We start from the raw sequence: 18,410 nt of genomic DNA, 5'->3' as shown, positions 1-18,410 counted from the left end.
CCTTGAAACCCTATGAGAGGCTCGTATGACCGAATCACTGGAGCGCTTTGTCCAGGCGCAAGCCTCAACCTATGACCACGCCTTGCTTGAGCTAAGGCGCGGACATAAGGAAGGCCACTGGATGTGGTTCATCTTTCCCCAGTTACGCGGCCTGGGTGCCAGCGAGAACGCCACCTACTACGGCCTGCACGACCTGGAAGAGGCGCGCGACTATGTGCATCACCCACTTCTGGGACCACGACTCGAGCGCGTAACCCGCGCCGTCCTGGACTCGGAAGTCTCGTTAGCGAAACTCCTGGGAACAGTCGACGCCATGAAATTCGCGTCCTGCCTGACGCTTTTTGCAGCGGCCGCGGGCGAGCATTCCGTGTATGCCCAGGCGCTAAAGGATGGGGTGAGTGTCGACTCAAGAACACTGGAATTACTTAAGGAGCAAGAGAGAAAAAATGTCTGATTACGAAACATGGACGTTGGTGGTACAGGTGGCCGTGGCCTTGGTGGCCCTGCTGTCGATGTACCTGGTTGTTCGCCAGGTGGTCATCCTGACGGCACAACTAAAGGCGACTCAACAGGCTTCCGAGGCCCAGAGCATCATTTCGATTGTCGAGTTCCTGCAAACCAGCCAGGCCCGCGATGCCCGGCATGCGGTTCGCGCCACGCTGTCGACCCTGCATCATGACCAATGGAACGCCACCCATGTCCAGCACGCCTCGCTGACCTGTGCGAACTACGACGTCGTCGCAGCGTTATTGCGTGCCGGCTTGATCAAGAACAAGCACATCATCATCGAAAACTGGGCGCCAAGCATCAAGCACTGCCACCAGATACTTGCCCCTTTCATTGAGACAAAACGCGCCCAGCCTGGCGGGGACCGAAAGTACTGGAGCAACTTTGATTGGCTGCGCGAGCAATGCTCTCAGGTCTGACGAGGGGATGAGACGGTGAATTCAGAAGTCATTTTCGCTGAAACGGTGACACGCCTGCGAGCCGCCAGGCACCTTGCCATTTTTACCGGGGCCGGCATTTCCGCACAAAGCGGTATCTCCACGTTCCGTGACCCCTCGACCGGCCTCTGGGCGCGTTACGACCCTAAGAAACTGGCCACCCCCGCCGCCTTCGCCAAAGACCCTGCGTTGGTATGGGCATGGTACAGCTGGCGCCGAACGCTGGTTAACGAGGCGCAACCCAATGACGCGCACCGGGCAGTCGCCAGGCTGACGCAGAACTTGCCCCGCGTGACCGTCATCACACAGAACGTCGACGACCTGCTTGAGCGAGCCGGATCCAAGGAGGTGATTCACCTTCACGGTGAACTGGCCAGCGCCCGTTGCTTCCAGTGCAACCGTTCCTACCTGGGCGCGTTGCCCATGGATGTCGGGCCCGAATGCGACAACCTGGAACCCCCGCGTTGCCCGCACTGCAACGGCCTGATCCGCCCCAATGTGGTCTGGTTCGGCGAGGGGATGCCGGAACAGGAACTGGCCCAGGCCTTCAGCGCTGCCCGCGACTGCGACGTCATGCTCTCCATTGGCACCTCCGGAAACGTCTACCCGGCGGCACGGATTCCGACCTTGGCAACTGAGCATGGCGCCTGGCTGGTGCATATCAATATCGAACTGATGGGGGCCGCCTCCGACAAAACGCTGGTGGGCGATGCGACCCACTGGTTGCCGAGGCTGGTCGACGCGCTGGACTGGTCCGCCATGTAAAACTCGCCCGTGATCCCCAAGAATTTCCACGAATACGCCGATACAGGCTTGATAAACTGACCGGCTCGAAGGTAGCCCCTTGCGAAGCAACGATTAAGGAGATCCAACGGACATGATTGTCGGCATTGACCTGGGCACCACCCATAGCCTGATCGCGGCATGGCGCGACGGCGCGGCGCAACTGGTACCCAACGCATTGGGCGAGTGGCTGACACCGAGCGTGGTCGGCCTGGACGACGAAGGCCGCGTCATGGTCGGCCGCACGGCCCTGGAGCGCCTACAAACCCACCCCCAGGTCACCGCCTCGCTTTTCAAGCGCTATATGGGTAGCGCTCGTCTCACCACGCTTGGTAATCGACAGTTCCGGGCCGAGGAGCTCTCGGCCATGGTGCTGCGCAGCTTGCGCGAAGATGCCGAGCGGCATTTCGGCGAACCGGTGGAAGAGGCCGTCATCAGCGTCCCCGCCTATTTCAGCGATGCCCAGCGCAAGGCCACGCGAATCGCCGGCGAGCTGGCCGGTTTCAAGGTCGAACGCCTGATCAATGAACCCACCGCGGCCGCACTCGCCTATGGCTTGCACCAGCGCGATAACGCCAGCACTTTCCTGGTGTTCGATCTCGGCGGCGGGACTTTCGACGTGTCTATCCTGGAGCTGTTCGAAGGAATCATGGAAGTACGCGCCAGCGCCGGCGACAACTACCTGGGCGGGGAAGATTTCGACACGCTGCTGCTCCAGGATTTCGTTGCCGCACAGGCGGGCAACACCGAGGGGCCACTGGCCCTTGAAGACGCGCAGCTCTACGGTCGGCTGCGCCGTGAAGCCGAACGCGTGCGCAAATCCCTGGGCCAGGAGTCAAGCGCAACATTCGCAGTACGCCAGGGCGAACGCGAATGGCGTCGTGAATACACCCAGGCCGGCCTGACCGATCTGTATGCCCCCCTGTTCAGCCGCCTTCGAGCCCCTATCGAAACCGCTTTGCGCGATGCCCGTATTCGCGCCAGTGAACTGGACGAAGTGTTGCTGGTGGGCGGCACCACCCGCATGCCCCTCGTGCGTAAATTGGCCGCCAGCCTGTTCGGACGCTTCCCCTCGATCCAGCTCAACCCCGATGAAGCCGTGGCATTGGGCGCCGCCGTGCAGGCAGGGCTGAAAAGCCGCGACGCGGCACTTGAAGAAGTCGTGCTCACCGACGTCTGCCCTTATTCCCTGGGTATCGAAATTGCGGTCGAGTACGGCGGCAAGCTCGAAAACGGCCATTACCTACCGATCATCGAACGCAACTGCGTGGTGCCCGTGAGCAAGGTCAAGCGCGTGTTCACACTCCGAGATCAGCAAAAGGTCGTATTGCTGAAGGTCTATCAGGGCGAAAGCCGTCGGATCAGTGAAAACATTCCCCTGGGCGAACTGGAAATTCCCGTGCCGACCATGCCTGCCGGGGAAGTGGGGATCGACGTGCGCTTCACTTACGATACCAACGGCCTCCTGGAAGCCGATGCGCAGATTGTCCAGACTGGAGAACGACGCAACCTGGTGATCGCCAATAACGCCGGCGTGCTGAATAGCGAAGAGATCAGCCAGCGCCTCAAGGCCCTGGAAGCGTTGAAGATCCATCCACGGGACGAACAACCCAATACCTTGCTGATCGCCCGGCTGGAACGTCTTTACCAGGAAAGCCGCGGTGATCTGCGCCAACGGATCGATGAGCTGGCTACCCGTTTCGCCCAGATGCTCGAGACCCAGGAACTGCACGACATCCGCGCACTCCGGCTACAGATCAGCGCCCAGCTGGACAGCCTCGAAGAAGGTGTCTGGCGATGACCTGCTGGGTGGTACTCGGGCTGCCGGAAGACGCCGATAAGCGCAGCATCAAGCGCCAGTATGCAAGCCTGCTCAAACAGCATCGCCCAGACGAAGATCCCGAAGGGTTCCAGCGCCTGCGTGAGGCTTACGAGCAGGCATTGGAATGGGCTGACTGGCAGCAGGAAGTAGCGGTCGACGACGAACAGCCCATGCCCATCGAGCTGCCCCTAGTGGAACTGCCAGCCCCGAGGCCGGCACCGTCGGGGCCCTCTCCAAGCCAACGTCTGGCGACACAATGCCTGGAAGCGATAAACGCCGCCAACCTGCGCGACCGTCTGGCACAGGTACGTCTTTATGGATGCGAGCGTGAATTCGAACACGGTCTGCTGGAGCTTTGCCTGACGCAGGAAGATACCTACGACCTTGCCGAAGCGGCCATTGCGCAGTTGCACTGGCTGACTCCTTGGCAGCGCGAGGACCTGCCCGGCGGCGCCACCGAGCAACTGCGCGGCAGGCTCATGGATCTGGCATGGTCTCGCCTGACCGAGGCCTGGCACGATAGCCAACGCTTTCTCGATCTCGCCCACAAGCTCGATGCCAGTGCGTGGCTACAGACCCTGGACGCTCGGCAATGGCTGAACCGCTGCCTGGCCATGGCCCTCCTGCAAGCACCGACTTGGTCGGAGCAGTTGTTTGATGCCATCTGCGCAAAACAGGGCTGGAAGCAGACCGGCCACCATAGCCCGTGTCCAGAACCCTGGTGGAGTCAACTGCTTGCCCGCAGCCATTGCGCTACGTTCCTTGAGCAGCAGGCTCGCCTCGCCCAGGGTTCCGACAGCAGCGAATCCCAGGCTGCACGCATGCTGTTTGGATCGGCCGATGAAAATGCCCGGATGCACTTGAGCATGAGCTTCAGCGCCGAAGATTGGGCAGCTGGCGAAACGCTGTATCGCAACGTCCAGCTTCGCTACCCCCATTTGCTGGACGAAATGCCTCAACTGGCCCCCGAGCTATGGCGCCCGTTGCGTCGCGAACCGCCTATCCTGGCCGTGCCGCTAGCCCTGCTCGGCACCTCAACCTACATGAGCTGGGCCTTCGAGTATCAGCTTGGCGGCGCGTTCCTCACCAGTTTGATCGACATGCTGCTGCGTGCGCTGCTGCTTGGTGTCGTCGCCTGGGGTCTGCATGCATTCTGCAAAGTACTGGGCCGCGGTGCCTGGCGCCTCGACCGATCGATCCAGACGCGCTTTGGCCATTGGCTGAGCCTGCGACGTCCTGCACCCTTGCCGATTCGTGAAAGTCTCTGGGTTGGATTGCTGGGTGTTCCCATCTACCTGGCCGGAGGTGCTCTCGCCGCTGCAACTTATTTCGGGATCCTCGCTGCGCTCGCCGCCTTGAGCCGACGCACCGCCGCCCGACCCGGCAAGTCCTTTATGGCACGCGCCTATGAGCGCGTGCCCGGAGACGTACTGGTCGGCCTGTTCCTGGGAATGCTCGTGCCCCTCGTCATGCTGGGCAATGCCTTGGCCAACCACTCGAGTCTTGCCGCGAATCAAGGCCTCCAGGCTTGGCCACAGCGTACCTGCGCCGCCCGCCAACTGACGGACTCGCCATGTCCCTCCAAACTTTCAGCCACCCAGTGGCATAAGCCCGACACCTCACAGGCGAAACAGCCATGATCAGCACCCGCGCCTTTATCACGGCGGTTGTCGTCCTGTTAACGATGGCTTGGCTGGTGCAGCGAGTGTCCAGTTCGGAAACCGTCGACAAAGCGACCCTTTCATCCTGGACCGACATCCAGGCCATTAGCACTTGCCTGGTGGAAGGTGCGGAGCTGCTGGAACAACGCTACGCCGACTATCACGCCGTTCTTGTGCCTTCCAAGGATGTATGGCCGACCCGGCGGGGCTTTGTCGGATTCGGCATGGGCTCCGACGATATCCTGAGGACCCAGGCCCCCTGCAAACCCTGGTTCCATAGCGACGATGCCAACCTGAACACCCAGGCCAAGAACTACGTCAAGGCCTATGACCGCCTACGGCCTGACGCCCTGGCCATCGAGCGTTGGTTGGGGGACCGGTCGAACGAACTGCCTTCCCCCGAACTCGACCGACTCGAACAGGCCTTCAACCTGAACCTGCAAGACGTACGTACCCAAGCGATACCGTTGCGCCAGGCGCTGGAGCAACCGCAATTGCACGTTCGCGAGCAACAGTTGACGGCCATCGAAACACGCCTGGGCCATGACCAGCATTGGCAGACCCTGCGCTTCATGATCCTGGCACGCCAGACCATCAATGCACTCGACGCCATGACCGAAGGCGCACCGCTTAGCCCGGAACACCTGCTTGCCGCGCAGCAGACACTCACGATCCGTTGGACGGAGGCTGAAACCTTAGTGCAGGCCCTGCCCCGCTTGCGCTCGGCCAACGGCACCCGGCCCGTGTGGACCCACATCAGCTTCGCCGCCAAGGAATGGCTCACCACTCTGGAGCGATTGCAGCAACATTGGGTTTCAGGAGCCGACGCCGATGAACTGAACCAGGACCTCGCCGCCGCCAGGGCCGGTTATGACGAATTGCAGTCGCGCTATAACACGGCGGTGAAGGCTCAGTATTGAGGATTTAAAACGTACAAGCCACGCCTGACCCTGTCCGGCGTGGATCGAGTTCTAGATCGACAGCACAAAGCGGCCTCCATCCTCGATTTCCTCGCTACCCGACAGCGCTTCAGGCACAAACCCGCACCGTTCAAGGACCTTCCTTGAGCCGACGTTGCTCTCATAGACATAAGCCACCAGTTGCGTAAGCGCCCAACGCACCCGTGCCGCCTCGATCAGGTGTTTCAGGGCCTGCGTTGCCAACCCTTGCCCACAAACGCGTTGATCAATGCGATAGCCCACCTCGACACAACCGTGTGGTGAATGGATGCTTTTCAGATTCGCTCGCCCGACTATTCTCCCGCTGGAATCTTCGATGACAAACGGGTGCCAGACGCCCTCGGCAAAATCGGCCAAATAGCTTTCAATGTGATCGGTGGCGCCCGCCCTTGAATAAAAGGCTGGGTCGCGGGCGTCGATATGCGACTCGAACCATTCACGGTTGTGGATCTCGAAGGCCAGCAGCGCTTCGACGTCGGTATTCTCCAGCTCGCGAATCCTGAATGGTGTCACTGATTGCTTCTCCTGGGTCTTGAAGCGCAATCGTAAGGTCGAGCGTTCGTCCATGGCCAGGGTTTCTGCTTGAGCGGTCTTGTGTTGGGGGGCTGCGTCGTAGGAGCTGTCGAGTGCAACGAGGCTGCGATCTTGCTCCAGCCAATTGAGTCGTGAGCGAAAAATCAAGGGATCGCAGCCTTCGGCAGCTCCTACGCATGACCCAGCGAGAACAAGCGCTCATCGATCGTTCCCACGCTCCTGCGTGGGAATGTCGCCAGGGACGCTCGGCGTTCCGCTTCTGGAAGGTGACGCAGAGCGTCACGGGATGCATTCCCACACAGAATAGGTATATCCAGGGACTTATGTGGCGAGGGGATTCATTTGACGCGGCCATAAACGAAAAATGCCCCGTACCTTTCGATACGGAGCATTTTTTCAAGGCTTCCCACGGATTGTGGAGCCGGAACGCAACCCGCCGCTATCCTTAGGCGTTTTGGTTCCAGGGACGGTCTCCATGCTCGTCCTTGATGCGCGTCGGCAAGCCCATCACATCCAACGCCTCGAGGAACGCCTCGGCAGGCAGCTCCTCGACGTTGACCATGCGCTGCACATCCCACTCGCCACGGGCCACCAGCAAGGCTGCGGCCACGGGTGGCACGCCTGCGGTATAGGAAATGCCCTGGCTGTCGGTTTCGGCGTAGGCGTCCTCGTGGTCGGCCACGTTGTAGATGAACATCTCGCGCGGCTGGCCATCCTTGACGCCCTTGACCAGGTCGCCGATGCAGGTCTTGCCGGTGTAGCCCGGCGCCAGCGAACTCGGGTCAGGCAGCACGGCCTTGACCACTTTCAGCGGCACCACTTCCAGGCCTTCGGCGGTCATGACCGGTTGCTCGGAGAGCAGGCCGAGATTCCTCAGTACGGTGAACACGTTGATGTAGTGCTCACCGAAGCTCATCCAGAAACGCACGTTGGGCACGTCGAGGTTCTTCGACAGCGAGTGCACTTCGTCATGGCCGGTGAGGTACAGGTTCTGCGAGCCCACGACCGGCAGGTCGTCGGTGCGCTTGACCTCGAACATGGTGTTGCTGGTCCACTGGCTGTCCTGCCAGCTCCACACCTGTCCGGTGAATTCGCGGAAATTGATTTCCGGGTCGAAATTGGTGGCGAAATATTTGCCATGGGAGCCGGCATTGACGTCGAGAATATCGATCGAATCAATGCGGTCGAAATGCTGTTGCTGCGCCAGTGCCGCATAGGCATTGACCACACCCGGGTCGAAGCCCACGCCGAGAATGGCGGTGATGTTCTTTTCCTGGCACTCCTGGAGGTGGTTCCACTCGTAGTTGCCGTACCAGGGCGGCGTCTCGCAGACCTTGCCCGGTTCTTCGTGGATGGCGGTGTCCAGGTAGGCCACGCCGGTATCGATGCAGGCACGCAGCACCGACATGTTGAGAAAGGCAGAGCCGACGTTGATGACAATCTGCGACTCGGTTTCGCGAATCAGCGCCTTGGTCGCTTCGACATCCAGAGCGTTCAGTGCAAAGGCCTTGATGTCGGCGGGTTGCTTGAGGCTACCCTTGGCCTTGACGCTGTCGATGATGGCCTGGCATTTGGAGATGTTGCGCGACGCGATAGCAATACGACCGAGTTCGTCGTTGTGCTGCGCGCACTTGTGGGCCACCACCTTGGCGACACCTCCTGCACCAATGATAAGTACGTTCTTCTTCAATTTCTTCATTTCTCCTTCCGCCAGCTCAAGACAGGCTGGACAGATAGTCGTCGTAAACAAACTCGCGAACCACCTCGACGCTGCCGTCGAGTTGCTTCACTACGATGGACGGCATTTTCAGGCCGTTGAACCAGTTTTTCTTGACCATGGTGTAGCCCGCTGCGTCGATGAACGACAGCCGATCGCCGATGGACAGCGGACGATCGAATTGGTACTCGCCGAAGATGTCTCCGGCCAGGCAGGATTTGCCGCACACCATGTAGGTGTGTTCGCCCTCGCTCGGTGCCATCTTGGCGTCCAGGCGATAGATCAGCAGATCGAGCATGTGTGCCTCGATGGAGCTGTCCACCACGGCCAGGTGCTTGCCGTTGTAGAGCGTGTCGAGCACGGTGACTTCCAGCGACGCGCTCTGGGTGATCGCGGCCTCGCCCGGCTCCAGGTAGACCTGCACGCCATATTTTTGCGAGAAGGCCTTGAGCCGTGCGCAGAAGGCGTCCAGGGCATAGCCTTCGCCGGTGAAGTGAATGCCGCCACCGAGGCTGACCCACTCGACCTTATGCAGCAAGTGACCAAAGCGCTCTTCGATAGTGCCCAGCATCTGGTCGAACAAACCGAAATCGCCGTTCTCGCAGTTGTTGTGGAACATGAAGCCGGAGATATGCTCGATGACTTGCTCGATTTTCACCGGATCCCATTCGCCCAGACGGCTGAAAGGGCGCGCCGGGTCAGCCAGCAGGTAATCGGAGCTGCTCACTTGCGGATTGACCCGCAGGCCACGGACCTTGCCGGCCGACGCTTCGGTATAGCGCTGCAACTGGCCGATGGAGTTGAAGATGATCTTGTCGCAGTTGGCGAGCATCTCCTCGATCTCATCGTCAGCCCAGGCGACGCTGTAGGCATGGGTCTCGCCAGCGAATTTCTGCCGGCCGAGCTTGAGCTCATAGAGCGACGACGACGTGGTGCCGTCCATGTACTGCTGCATCAGGTCGAACACCGACCAGGTGGCGAAGCACTTGAGCGCCAACAAGGCCTTGGCCCCGGACTGCTCACGCACATAGGCGATCTTCTGCATGTTCGCCAGCAGCTTTTGTTTGTCGATGAGGTAGTACGGCGTTTTGATCATTTTCGAGGCCTCCGGGCAAGGCGAGCCAAAAAAGGATGCGCATTGTGCCTTCACTGACTGCAGATCGAAAGAGCGAAAAGCCCCGTTCACGCAATCATCCTGATCCAGGCCCACGCTTTGCGATAACCGGACGTACCGACTGCCCAGGCGATGAAATGCTGGATGATCTGGTAAGGAAGGGGTCACCGAAGAGGCGCTGATGCTCGAAATTGAGCCATCGCTGATAGACGGCAATGGGCAACAACCGCCCGTGATCAGTGCTGATGCATCAGGCCATGCAGAACGCCGAACCTCAGGCCCGGCTCGGAAGCAATCATCTGCGAGATACCAAAGACCTTGAATGCCGCCAGCATGATCGCCAGGCCACCGGGCAGGATGCCCAGGCGATGGCTTTGCAAGCCGGCCAATCTGAGCTGGTTGACGTGGCCGACCTCCAACAGTCGCAACGACAAACGCAATAATCCACTGTAGGTAATGCCGCCTTTACCCAAGTCGTTGAGGCCGTTGGCCTTGAGCACTTTGGCCAACATCCGCGCGGTTCCGGAGGAACCGATTGCCTGCTGCCAGCCCTGGGCGCGATAACCTGCCGCCACTTTTTCAAACTGCAGCACAGCCACTCGCTCAGCCTCCAACAAGGCCTGAGCGGTGATGCATCCACCCGGAAAGTAACGCGCGCCAAAGGTGCCACTGCCAATAGCGATGCTTTCCGTCACTAGCGGTTGAGCGCCCTGCCCCAGAATCAGTTCGGTCGAGCCGCCGCCGATGTCCACCACCAGCCGCGTGTGCTCGACACCGGGCACCGTGTGGGCAACACCGGCGTACACCAGCCGGGCTTCTTCATGCCCGGACAGCACGTCGATCCGAAACCCCAGGTGCCGCTCGGCACTGGCCAGGAACAGTTGGGCATTCGCCGCTTCGCGCACGGCACTGGTCGCCACCGCCCGCACCCGTCCGGCTTCAAAGCCACGCAGTTTTTTGCCGAATCGGGCCAGAGCCTGCCAACCCCGATCCAGCGCCAGCTCGTCCAACGCCCCGGCCTGCAGGCCCTCGGCCAATCGGACCGGCTCACGCAGGGTCTTCACTTCCTGGATCACCAACTGTCGATTGCGCTTGACCGACTGGCCAATCATCAAGCGGAAGGCGTTAGAGCCCAGGTCAATGGCCGCGAACAGGGGGGCGTCGCCTTTCATAGCGGTGTTCCTTGATTCATCAGCCAGCAGGCACGAGCGCTGCCGGACTTCCCACGATGGTTTGCGAGGATCCTGCCATGGCTTCGATGACACCTGGATGACACGCCTGGCGCTCGGCCATGAAAAACAGACGCGTGCCGGCGAAATTTCGGGCGAACCCCGCGCCTTCGAACGTAATCGATAAAACCTGATCGTGCGGGCATCCTCCACAGATAAACGTTTTAGCCAGGGACAAGCGCGTGAAGCACAGATGACGGTCACCACTATGTAACAAAATGCAACTAGCGTGGATGGCGCCTCCACGACCGAGTTTTCCATCATGCTTTCAATCCAGGACACCTTGGTACAGCGCATCCACCGCGAACTGCTCGATCACAGTGACGAAGAACTGGAGCTGGAGTTATCCGAAGACGGGCATGACTTGAACGACTTGTTCGATGAACACTCCCCGGATAGCGAGAAGGAAATCCGCCGACGGTATTTCAGCGAACTGTTCCGCCTGCAAGGCGAATTGGTGAAGCTGCAAAGCTGGGTGGTCAAGACCGGGCACAAGGTCGTGATTCTCTTCGAAGGACGCGATGCCGCCGGCAAGGGTGGCGTGATCAAGCGCATCACCCAGCGACTCAATCCCCGGGTCTGTCGCGTCGCCGCCCTGCCCGCCCCCAATGACCGCGAACGGACCCAATGGTACTTCCAGCGCTACGTTTCGCATCTGCCGGCGGCGGGTGAAATCGTGCTGTTCGACCGCAGCTGGTACAACCGCGCCGGCGTCGAACAAGTCATGGGGTTCTGCACCGCCGACCAGTACGAAGAGTTCTTTCGTACCGTGCCGGAATTCGAGCGGATGCTCGCCCGCTCCGGCATCCAGTTGATCAAGTACTGGTTCTCCATTTCCGACCAGGAACAGCACCTGCGCTTTCTCAGTCGCATCCATGACCCGCTCAAGCAATGGAAGCTCAGCCCCATGGACCTGGAGTCCCGTCGGCGCTGGGAGGCCTACACCAAGGCCAAGGAAATCATGCTCGAACGCACCCACATCGCCGAGGCTCCCTGGTGGGTGGTGCACGCCGACGACAAGAAAAAAGCCCGGCTCAACTGCATCCATCACCTGCTTGGGCAAATGCCCTATGAAGAGGTGGAACTGCCGGCCATCGAACTGCCGCAGCGGGTACGACAGCAAGACTACTCCCGCAGTCCGACGCCACCGGAGCTCATCGTGCCCCGGGTCTATTAAGGCCAGCCTGGCAGGGACGCCCGGCACCGAGCCTCTCACTTCCACCGCTCACTGAATCGGATTTCATCATGACAAACCAGACCCTGGTCATGGACTCATCGAGTGCCATCGCCTCCAGCTCAAGACCGCAACTCACCGGCAAGCCGAGCGTGATCACCCTGGTGGTGTTTTTCGCCGTACTGGGCAGCGGTTTGCTGTTTACCGCCTACAGCCTGATGCACGACATGAGCGAACTCGGCACCGTGGTGACCACCTGGACGCCGTTCCTGCTGTTGGGCGTGGCGCTGCTGATTGCCCTTGGCTTCGAATTCGTCAACGGTTTCCACGACACCGCCAACGCCGTGGCCACGGTCATTTATACCAATTCCATGGCACCGAACTTCGCCGTGGCCTGGTCAGGCTTCTTCAACTTCCTCGGAGTGCTGCTCTCCAGCGGCGCAGTGGCCTTCGGCATCATCGCCCTGCTGCCGGTGGAACTGATCCTGCAAGTCGGCTCCTCTGCCGGTTTCGCGATGATCTTCGCCCTGCTGATCGCCGCCATCCTGTGGAACCTGGGCACCTGGTGGCTGGGTTTGCCGGCGTCGTCGTCCCACACGCTGATCGGCTCGATCATCGGCGTGGGCGTCGCCAATGCCCTGATGCACGGGCGTGACGGCACCAGCGGTGTGGACTGGGCCCAGGCGACCAAGATCGGCTATGCGTTGTTGTTGTCACCGCTGGTGGGCTTCGGTTGCGCTGCATTGCTGCTGCTGGCGCTGCGGGCCTTCGTCAAGAACCGCTCGCTGTACAAGGCCCCGGAAGGCAATACTCCGCCGCCCTGGTGGATTCGCGGCATGCTGATCCTGACCTGCACCGGCGTGTCATTCGCCCACGGCTCCAACGACGGCCAGAAAGGCATGGGCCTGATCATGCTGATTCTGGTCGGCACCCTGCCGATGGCGTATGCACTGAACCGCACCATGCCGGCCGACCAGGCGCTGCAATTCGCCGCCGTGGCGCAAGTCACCCAGCAAGCCTTGGCCAAGCACTCGCCGCTGCCGGCCCCGGCAAATCCGCGAGCGATCCTTTCCACCTACGTGGGCAGCAAGGAGGCGACGCCGCAATTGGTTCCGGCCCTGGCCGCCATGACCGGCAGCATTGGTGCCGAGGTCAAGGGCTACGGCTCGCTGGCCAAGGTCCCCGCCGAAGCCGTGGGCAACGTGCGCAACGACATGTACCTGACCAGCGAAACCATTCGCCTGATGGACAAGAACAAGGTCGGCAACTTCGACGCCGACACCAGCGCCCAGCTGCAACTGTTCAAGCAGCAGATCGACAACTCCACGCGGTTCATTCCACTGTGGGTGAAAATCGCCGTGGCCATCGCCCTCGGCCTGGGCACCATGGTCGGCTGGAAGCGCATCGTGGTGACGGTGGGTGAGAAAATCGGCAAGTCCCACCTGACCTACGCCCAAGGTGCCTCGGCCGAAACCGTCGCCATGCTGACCATCGGCGCCGCCGACATGTTCGGTTTGCCGGTGTCCACGACCCACGTGTTGTCCTCCGGCGTGGCCGGCACCATGGTCGCCAACGGCTCCGGCTTGCAGATGCGCACCATCCGCAACCTGGTGATGGCCTGGGTACTGACGTTGCCTGCTGCCATCCTCCTTTCCGGCAGCCTTTACTGGTTGTTCACCAAGCTGTTCTGACCTCTCGTTCGCCGAGGCCTCATGACTGAGGCCTCGATTCTCCCGCTCGCCACAGCCCACTGTGGGAGCTTGCTCCCGCTCGGCTGCACTGTAGGAGCTGCCGAGCGAAGCGAGGCTGCGATCTTTCCAGAGCCGGTTGAGTATCAAGCGAACGATCAAAGATCGCAGCCTTCGGCAGCTCCTACAGAGGCCAGCGGGAGCAAGCTCCCTCGCCACAGGGGAATGAGTGAGTTCACAGCCAGAAACGGTTAATATCGCGCTCCTTCGTCTACCCTCACAGAGCGGCGTACCGCCCTCGTGGGCGTGATGCTTCACCATTCCTTGCCTTCATGTACCGGAGATCCTCCATGCTCAAGCGTTCCCTGGCATTGGCCGTCGGCGTTGCCCTGTCTTTTTGCAGCCTGCTGACCCAGGCCGCTGACACCCTGAAAGTCAGTGCGATTCCCGATGAGGCCCCGACCGAACTGCTGCGCAAGTTCAAGCCGCTGGGTGCTTATCTGGAGCAGCAAACCGGCATGAAAGTCGAGTTCGTACCCGTCAGCGACTACCCTGCCGTGGTCGAAGCGCTGGCCACCGACCGGATCGACATGGCCTGGCTGGGCGGCTTCACCTTCGTCCAGGCACGCCTGAAAACCGGCAACGCCATCCCCCTGGTCCAGCGCGAACAGGACGCCCAGTTCACCAGTAAATTCATCACCGCCGACCCGGCCGTCAAATCCCTCGCCGACCTCAAGGGCAAGACCTTTGCCTTCGGTTCGGTGTCGTCGACGTCCGGTAGCCTCATGCCGCGCTATTTCATGCTCAAGGACGGCATCAAGCCGGAAAGCTACTTCAGTCGCGTGGGCTACTCGGGCGCCCATGACGCCACCGTCGCCTGGGTCCAGGCCGGCAAGGTCGACGCCGGCGTGCTGAACGCCAGTGTCTGGGAAAAACTGGTCGCTGCCGGCAAGGTCGACACGACCAAGGTCAAGGTCTTCGCCACCACCCCAGCCTACTTCGACTACAACTGGACGGTGCGCGGTACCCTCGACCCAGCGCTGGCGGCGAAGATAAAGGCAGCGTTCCTGGCACTCGATCCGGCCAACCCGAAGGACAAGGAAATCCTCGATCTGCAGGCCGCCAGCCGCTTCATCGAAACCAAGCCTGAGAACTACAAGGGCATCGAGGAAGCCGCACGCGCCGCCGAACTGCTGAAATGACCCTGCAACTGACCCAGGTCAGCGTTACCCATGCCAACGGCGTCCAGGCGCTGCGAGGCATCGACCTGCACATCAACGCCGGCGAACAGGTCGCCATCATCGGCCCGTCCGGCGCGGGCAAATCAAGCCTGCTCAACCTGCTGGCCACCGCCCTGCGCCCGGGTAACGGCGAGCTGCAGTTGCTCGGCGAACGCGCCTGGCAGTTGTCTGCCCGCCAGCGTCAACGCCTGCGCGCGCGCATCGGCCTGATCCACCAATCGCCGCCGCTGCCGCCGCGTCAACGCGTGATCACGGCGGTCCTGGCCGGAAAGCTCGGTCAGTGGGGCATCGGCAAAAGCCTGTTGAACCTGCTGCATCCGCTGGATATTCCAGGCGCCAGGGCGGCGTTGGCCCGACTGGACCTGGGCGACAAATTGTTCGCGCAATGCCAGCAACTGTCGGGCGGGCAGCTGCAACGCGTAGGCATTGCCCGGGTGTTGTACCAGGCGCCAGAAGTGCTGCTGGCCGATGAACCGGTTTCGGCCATGGACCCGGTATTGGCCCAGCACACGCTTTCGGTGCTGTGCCGCCATGCACGAGAGCACAACGTCACCCTGGTCGCCAGCCTGCACGCGGTGGAACTGGCCCTGGCACACTTTTCCCGGGTCATTGGCCTGCGTGAGGGACAGATCCTGTTCGACCTGCCAACCGATGCGGTAGACCGCCAGTTGCTCGACACGCTCTATGCCAACGAACAGCTACAGTCTTCGCCAACACCCCCCTCTTCCTTGAGCGTGCAGATCCCCCGATGCTGACACGCGATACCCGAGACCCCGCCGCCCGCCCGCGCCTGCTGCTCACTCTGCTGGCCCTCGTCCTGCTGTGGCCGGGCATCCAGTTCAGCGAACTGGACCTTCGCGTGCTGGTGGCGAGGGACAGCCAGAGTGAAATGGGCCGGTTTGTAGCGGCCTTCTGGCCTCCAGCCCATGGCGACGAGTTTGTCGAACTGCTGTGGCAAGCCACCTTGCAGACGCTGGCGATCGCCACGGCCGGCATGGCCCTGGCGTTGCTGTTGGCGGTGCCCGCAAGCCTGCTGGCCAGCCGCGCCCTGTCGCTGTCGGCGGCCTCCCGTGCCGGGCATCCGGGTTATTGGGGGCAACTGCTGCGCTGGCCGGTGCGCGGCCTGCTGATCTTCCTACGCAGCGTCCCGGAAATCGTCTGGGCCTTGCTCTTCGTGCGTGCCGTCGGCCTCGGCCCCACGGCCGGCGTACTGGCGATCGCCATTACCTACAGCGGCATGCTGGGCAAGGTCTATGCGGAAATCTACGAGTCGGTCGACCAGCGTCCGGCCCATGCGCTCTTGCAATCCGGCAGCAGCCGGCTCGCCGCTTTCTGCTATGGGATCCTGCCCAATGTCGCGGCGGAACTGTTGTCGTACACGGTGTATCGCTGGGAGTGCGCCATCCGCGCCTCGGTAGTGATGGGCTTCGTCGGTGCCGGGGGCCTGGGCCAGCAAATGGACCTGTCGCTGCGAATGTTCGCCGGCGGTGAAGTGGCCAGCCTGCTGCTGACGTTCCTGGTGCTGGTGCTGCTCGCCGATCAACTCAGCCGCCTGCTGCGCTGGAGGCTGGCATGAATCGCCTGATCAACGCGGTCATTGTCCTGGGCATCGGTGCGGCAGTCGTCGCCTCGTTCGTCTACCTGGGCATCGACCTGGGCGAGCTCGGCGACAGCGGCAACCTGCATCAGATGGGCGCTTATGCGCAGCGCTTTCTCAGCCCGGACCTGAGCCTGGGCCATCTGAAGGCGATCGGCCACGGCGCCCTGGAAACCCTCGCCATGTCGGCCATTGGCACCTTGCTCGCGGCAGTCTTCGGCCTGCTATTGGCCTTGCCAGCGGCCGGGCGCTTCGGCTGGCCCCTGCAGAGCGCTTCGCGGCTGGTGCTCAATGCCTTGCGCGCGGTTCCAGAATTGGTGTGGGCGGCGCTGATGGTCCTGGCCGCCGGGCTCGGCCCCAATGCCGGCACCCTGGCCTTGGCCCTGCACACCACCGGCGTGCTCGGCCGGCTGTTCGCCGAAGCCCTGGAAAATACCCCGTCCGAACCGGCCGACGCCATCCGCCTGCAAGGTGGCAATGCGGTATTGGCGTTCTGCTACGGCACGCTGCCCAACCTCCTGCCCCAGCTACTGGCCTATGTCTTGTACCGCTGGGAAAACAATATCCGCATGGCCAGCGTGCTCGGCTTCGTCGGCGCCGGAGGCTTGGGGCAAATGCTCTACGTCAGCCTCAGCCTGTTCCAGGAAGCCCAGGGCAGCACGGTGATCCTGGCGATGTTGCTACTGGTTTTCGCGGTCGATACGTTGAGCGGTTGGAGTCGTCAACGCTGGGTCAAGGCTTGAGGTCCTATTGACTGACAGGGCCCTATCGCGAGCAAGCTCGCTCCCACATTGATCGTTCCCACGCTCTGCGTGGGAATGCAGCCATGGACGCTCTGCGTCCACTCAAGAGCCGAACGCGGAGCGTCCGTAGAGGCATTCCCACGCGGAGCGTGGGAACGATCAACAGCTCGGCCTACACCCTCTCCATCAGCGTCCGCTGGGCATCCGCCTCGCCGTGCAACAGCTCGATCATCCAGTCGATAAAAACCCGCACCCTGGGCGACAACTGTCGATGGGGCGGGTACACCGCTGAGATCGGCCACGTGGGCACGTTGTAATCCTCAAGTACCTGAACCAACCGGCCCTCGGCCAATTGCCGTTGCACGTGATAACGCGGCACCTGGATCAAGCCAAATCCCGCTTCACAGGCCGTCACGTAGGCGTCGGCATTGTTGACGTTCAAGTCACTGGGCAATTGCATTTCGCGCACCCGCCCCGCTACCTCGAATTCGAACGGGAAGAACCGCCCGTTGCCGGACGCAAACCCGATGGCCCGGTGGGCCGCCAAATCCTCCAACCGCCCGGGCGTGCCGGCGCGGGCCAGATAGCCTGGGCTGGCGCACGTCAGTTGATGCAGGCGCACGATGGGACGCGCCACCAGCGCCTGGTCGACGATGTTGCCGGCGCGGATTGCGCAATCCACGCCCTCGCGCTGCAGATGGACCTGGCGGTCATGGAAACCGATGTCCAGTTGCAACGCCGGGTAGCGGCGATAGAAATCCGTCAGGCACGGCACGATCCAGGTGCAACCAAAGGCGATGGGCATGTCCACTTTCAAGGTGCCGCGCGGCTGGCTGCGTTGCGCCGATAACGAACTTTCGAGGTCATCGAGGTCGTCCAGCAACTGGCCGCTGCGCTGGTAATACGCTTGCCCATCGAGCGTTGCGCGCACCTGCCGGGTGGTGCGTTGCAACAGTTGCACGCCCAGATGGGCTTCCAACTGCTGGATCAGCAGGCTGACGGTGGCCCGAGGCAACCCAAGGTCATCGGCCGCCTTGCCAAAACCGCCCAGTTCAACGATGCGTCGGAACACCTGCATGGCCTGTAATCGGTCCAATCTCGCGCCCCATTATTTAGATATCACGAATAGTTAAACCAATAATTGTGGATTTATCCAGGAAACCCCTTGATAGAGACTGCACAGGTCGTTCATTTCCAGGAGCTA

17 protein-coding genes are annotated in these 18,410 nt (G+C 61.5%); 12 read left to right on the top strand and 5 right to left on the bottom strand.

Annotated elements, in window-relative coordinates; all coding sequences use genetic code 11:
- The first annotated feature begins 25 nt into the window (after nucleotides 1–25).
- The 6 genes from ASC85_RS02185 to ASC85_RS02160 all read left to right on the top strand — a co-directional run bounded on the left by ASC85_RS02185 (nucleotide 26) and on the right by ASC85_RS02160 (nucleotide 6,130).
- Nucleotides 26–454: a DUF1810 domain-containing protein gene (locus tag ASC85_RS02185; RefSeq protein WP_057448059.1), complete on the top strand. Its 429-nt coding sequence runs from the start codon at nucleotides 26–28 to the stop codon at nucleotides 452–454.
- Entirely contained in the window at nucleotides 447–926 is a 480-nt protein-coding gene (locus tag ASC85_RS02180; RefSeq protein WP_057448058.1) for a DUF4760 domain-containing protein, read from the top strand. The genes ASC85_RS02185 and ASC85_RS02180 overlap by 8 nt, the downstream gene beginning before the upstream one ends.
- A 15-nt stretch (nucleotides 927–941) precedes the next feature.
- On the top strand, nucleotides 942–1,709 hold the full coding sequence (locus ASC85_RS02175; RefSeq protein WP_082534293.1) for an SIR2 family NAD-dependent protein deacylase: 768 nt from the start codon (nucleotides 942–944) through the stop codon (nucleotides 1,707–1,709).
- A 112-nt stretch (nucleotides 1,710–1,821) separates the two neighbouring features.
- The gene (locus ASC85_RS02170; RefSeq protein ID WP_057448057.1) at nucleotides 1,822–3,528 is read left to right on the top strand and encodes a molecular chaperone HscC; all 1,707 of its coding nucleotides are present in this window, start codon (nucleotides 1,822–1,824) and stop codon (nucleotides 3,526–3,528) included.
- Nucleotides 3,525–5,189 carry a J domain-containing protein gene (locus tag ASC85_RS02165; RefSeq protein WP_057448056.1) on the top strand — a complete coding sequence of 555 codons (1,665 nt, stop codon included), beginning with the start codon at nucleotides 3,525–3,527 and terminating at the stop codon, nucleotides 5,187–5,189. Before ASC85_RS02170 ends, ASC85_RS02165 begins: the two co-directional genes overlap by 4 nt.
- The gene (locus ASC85_RS02160) at nucleotides 5,186–6,130 is read left to right on the top strand and encodes a DUF3829 domain-containing protein (RefSeq protein WP_057448055.1); all 945 of its coding nucleotides are present in this window, start codon (nucleotides 5,186–5,188) and stop codon (nucleotides 6,128–6,130) included. Before ASC85_RS02165 ends, ASC85_RS02160 begins: the two co-directional genes overlap by 4 nt.
- Before the next feature lie 51 nt (nucleotides 6,131–6,181).
- Here ASC85_RS02160 and ASC85_RS02155 read toward each other — a convergent pair whose 3' ends face one another.
- From ASC85_RS02155 to ASC85_RS02140, 4 genes are all read right to left on the bottom strand, one after another.
- Nucleotides 6,182–6,682 (bottom strand): GNAT family N-acetyltransferase, encoded by a 501-nt coding sequence (locus ASC85_RS02155; RefSeq protein WP_057448230.1) that lies wholly within the window; start codon nucleotides 6,680–6,682, stop codon nucleotides 6,182–6,184.
- A 466-nt stretch (nucleotides 6,683–7,148) separates the two neighbouring features.
- Complete coding sequence (locus ASC85_RS02150; protein ID WP_057448229.1) at nucleotides 7,149–8,393, bottom strand: saccharopine dehydrogenase family protein; 1,245 nt, start codon at nucleotides 8,391–8,393, stop codon at nucleotides 7,149–7,151.
- A 25-nt stretch (nucleotides 8,394–8,418) separates the two neighbouring features.
- A complete protein-coding gene (locus ASC85_RS02145; protein ID WP_003201000.1) occupies nucleotides 8,419–9,516 on the bottom strand; it encodes a carboxynorspermidine decarboxylase in 1,098 nt (365 codons plus the stop codon).
- A 254-nt stretch (nucleotides 9,517–9,770) separates the two neighbouring features.
- Entirely contained in the window at nucleotides 9,771–10,706 is a 936-nt protein-coding gene (locus ASC85_RS02140) for a Ppx/GppA family phosphatase (protein ID WP_057448054.1), read from the bottom strand.
- A 319-nt stretch (nucleotides 10,707–11,025) separates the two neighbouring features.
- On the opposite strand from ASC85_RS02140, the gene ppk2 reads away from it, so the two are divergent.
- The 6 genes from ppk2 to phnE (ASC85_RS02110) all read left to right on the top strand — a co-directional run bounded on the left by ppk2 (nucleotide 11,026) and on the right by phnE (ASC85_RS02110) (nucleotide 17,206).
- Nucleotides 11,026–11,940 (top strand): polyphosphate kinase 2, encoded by a 915-nt coding sequence (gene ppk2, locus ASC85_RS02135; RefSeq protein ID WP_057448228.1) that lies wholly within the window; start codon nucleotides 11,026–11,028, stop codon nucleotides 11,938–11,940.
- A 68-nt stretch (nucleotides 11,941–12,008) separates the two neighbouring features.
- Complete coding sequence (locus ASC85_RS02130) at nucleotides 12,009–13,628, top strand: inorganic phosphate transporter (RefSeq protein WP_057448053.1); 1,620 nt, start codon at nucleotides 12,009–12,011, stop codon at nucleotides 13,626–13,628.
- A 347-nt stretch (nucleotides 13,629–13,975) separates the two neighbouring features.
- Nucleotides 13,976–14,827 (top strand): putative selenate ABC transporter substrate-binding protein, encoded by an 852-nt coding sequence (locus tag ASC85_RS02125; protein ID WP_003200995.1) that lies wholly within the window; start codon nucleotides 13,976–13,978, stop codon nucleotides 14,825–14,827.
- On the top strand, nucleotides 14,824–15,621 hold the full coding sequence (locus ASC85_RS02120) for a phosphonate ABC transporter ATP-binding protein (protein WP_057448052.1): 798 nt from the start codon (nucleotides 14,824–14,826) through the stop codon (nucleotides 15,619–15,621). The genes ASC85_RS02125 and ASC85_RS02120 overlap by 4 nt, the downstream gene beginning before the upstream one ends.
- Nucleotides 15,615–16,442, top strand: a complete 828-nt coding sequence (gene phnE / locus ASC85_RS02115; RefSeq protein WP_057448051.1) for a phosphonate ABC transporter, permease protein PhnE — start codon at nucleotides 15,615–15,617, stop codon at nucleotides 16,440–16,442. Before ASC85_RS02120 ends, phnE (ASC85_RS02115) begins: the two co-directional genes overlap by 7 nt.
- Nucleotides 16,439–17,206: a phosphonate ABC transporter, permease protein PhnE gene (phnE, locus tag ASC85_RS02110; protein ID WP_057448050.1), complete on the top strand. Its 768-nt coding sequence runs from the start codon at nucleotides 16,439–16,441 to the stop codon at nucleotides 17,204–17,206. The genes phnE (ASC85_RS02115) and phnE (ASC85_RS02110) overlap by 4 nt, the downstream gene beginning before the upstream one ends.
- Nucleotides 17,207–17,378: 172 nt before the next feature.
- Here phnE (ASC85_RS02110) and ASC85_RS02105 read toward each other — a convergent pair whose 3' ends face one another.
- A complete protein-coding gene (locus tag ASC85_RS02105) occupies nucleotides 17,379–18,302 on the bottom strand; it encodes a LysR family transcriptional regulator (protein WP_057448049.1) in 924 nt (307 codons plus the stop codon).
- Nucleotides 18,303–18,410 lie beyond the last annotated feature (108 nt).

Origin of the sequence: Pseudomonas sp. Root401 (assembly GCF_001425105.1) — a bacterium.
In the GTDB taxonomy this organism is placed as follows: Bacteria; Pseudomonadota; Gammaproteobacteria; order Pseudomonadales; family Pseudomonadaceae; genus Aquipseudomonas; species Aquipseudomonas brassicacearum.
Note: the sequence above shows the minus strand (reverse complement) of the source record. Positions and strands in the feature narration are given on the sequence as shown.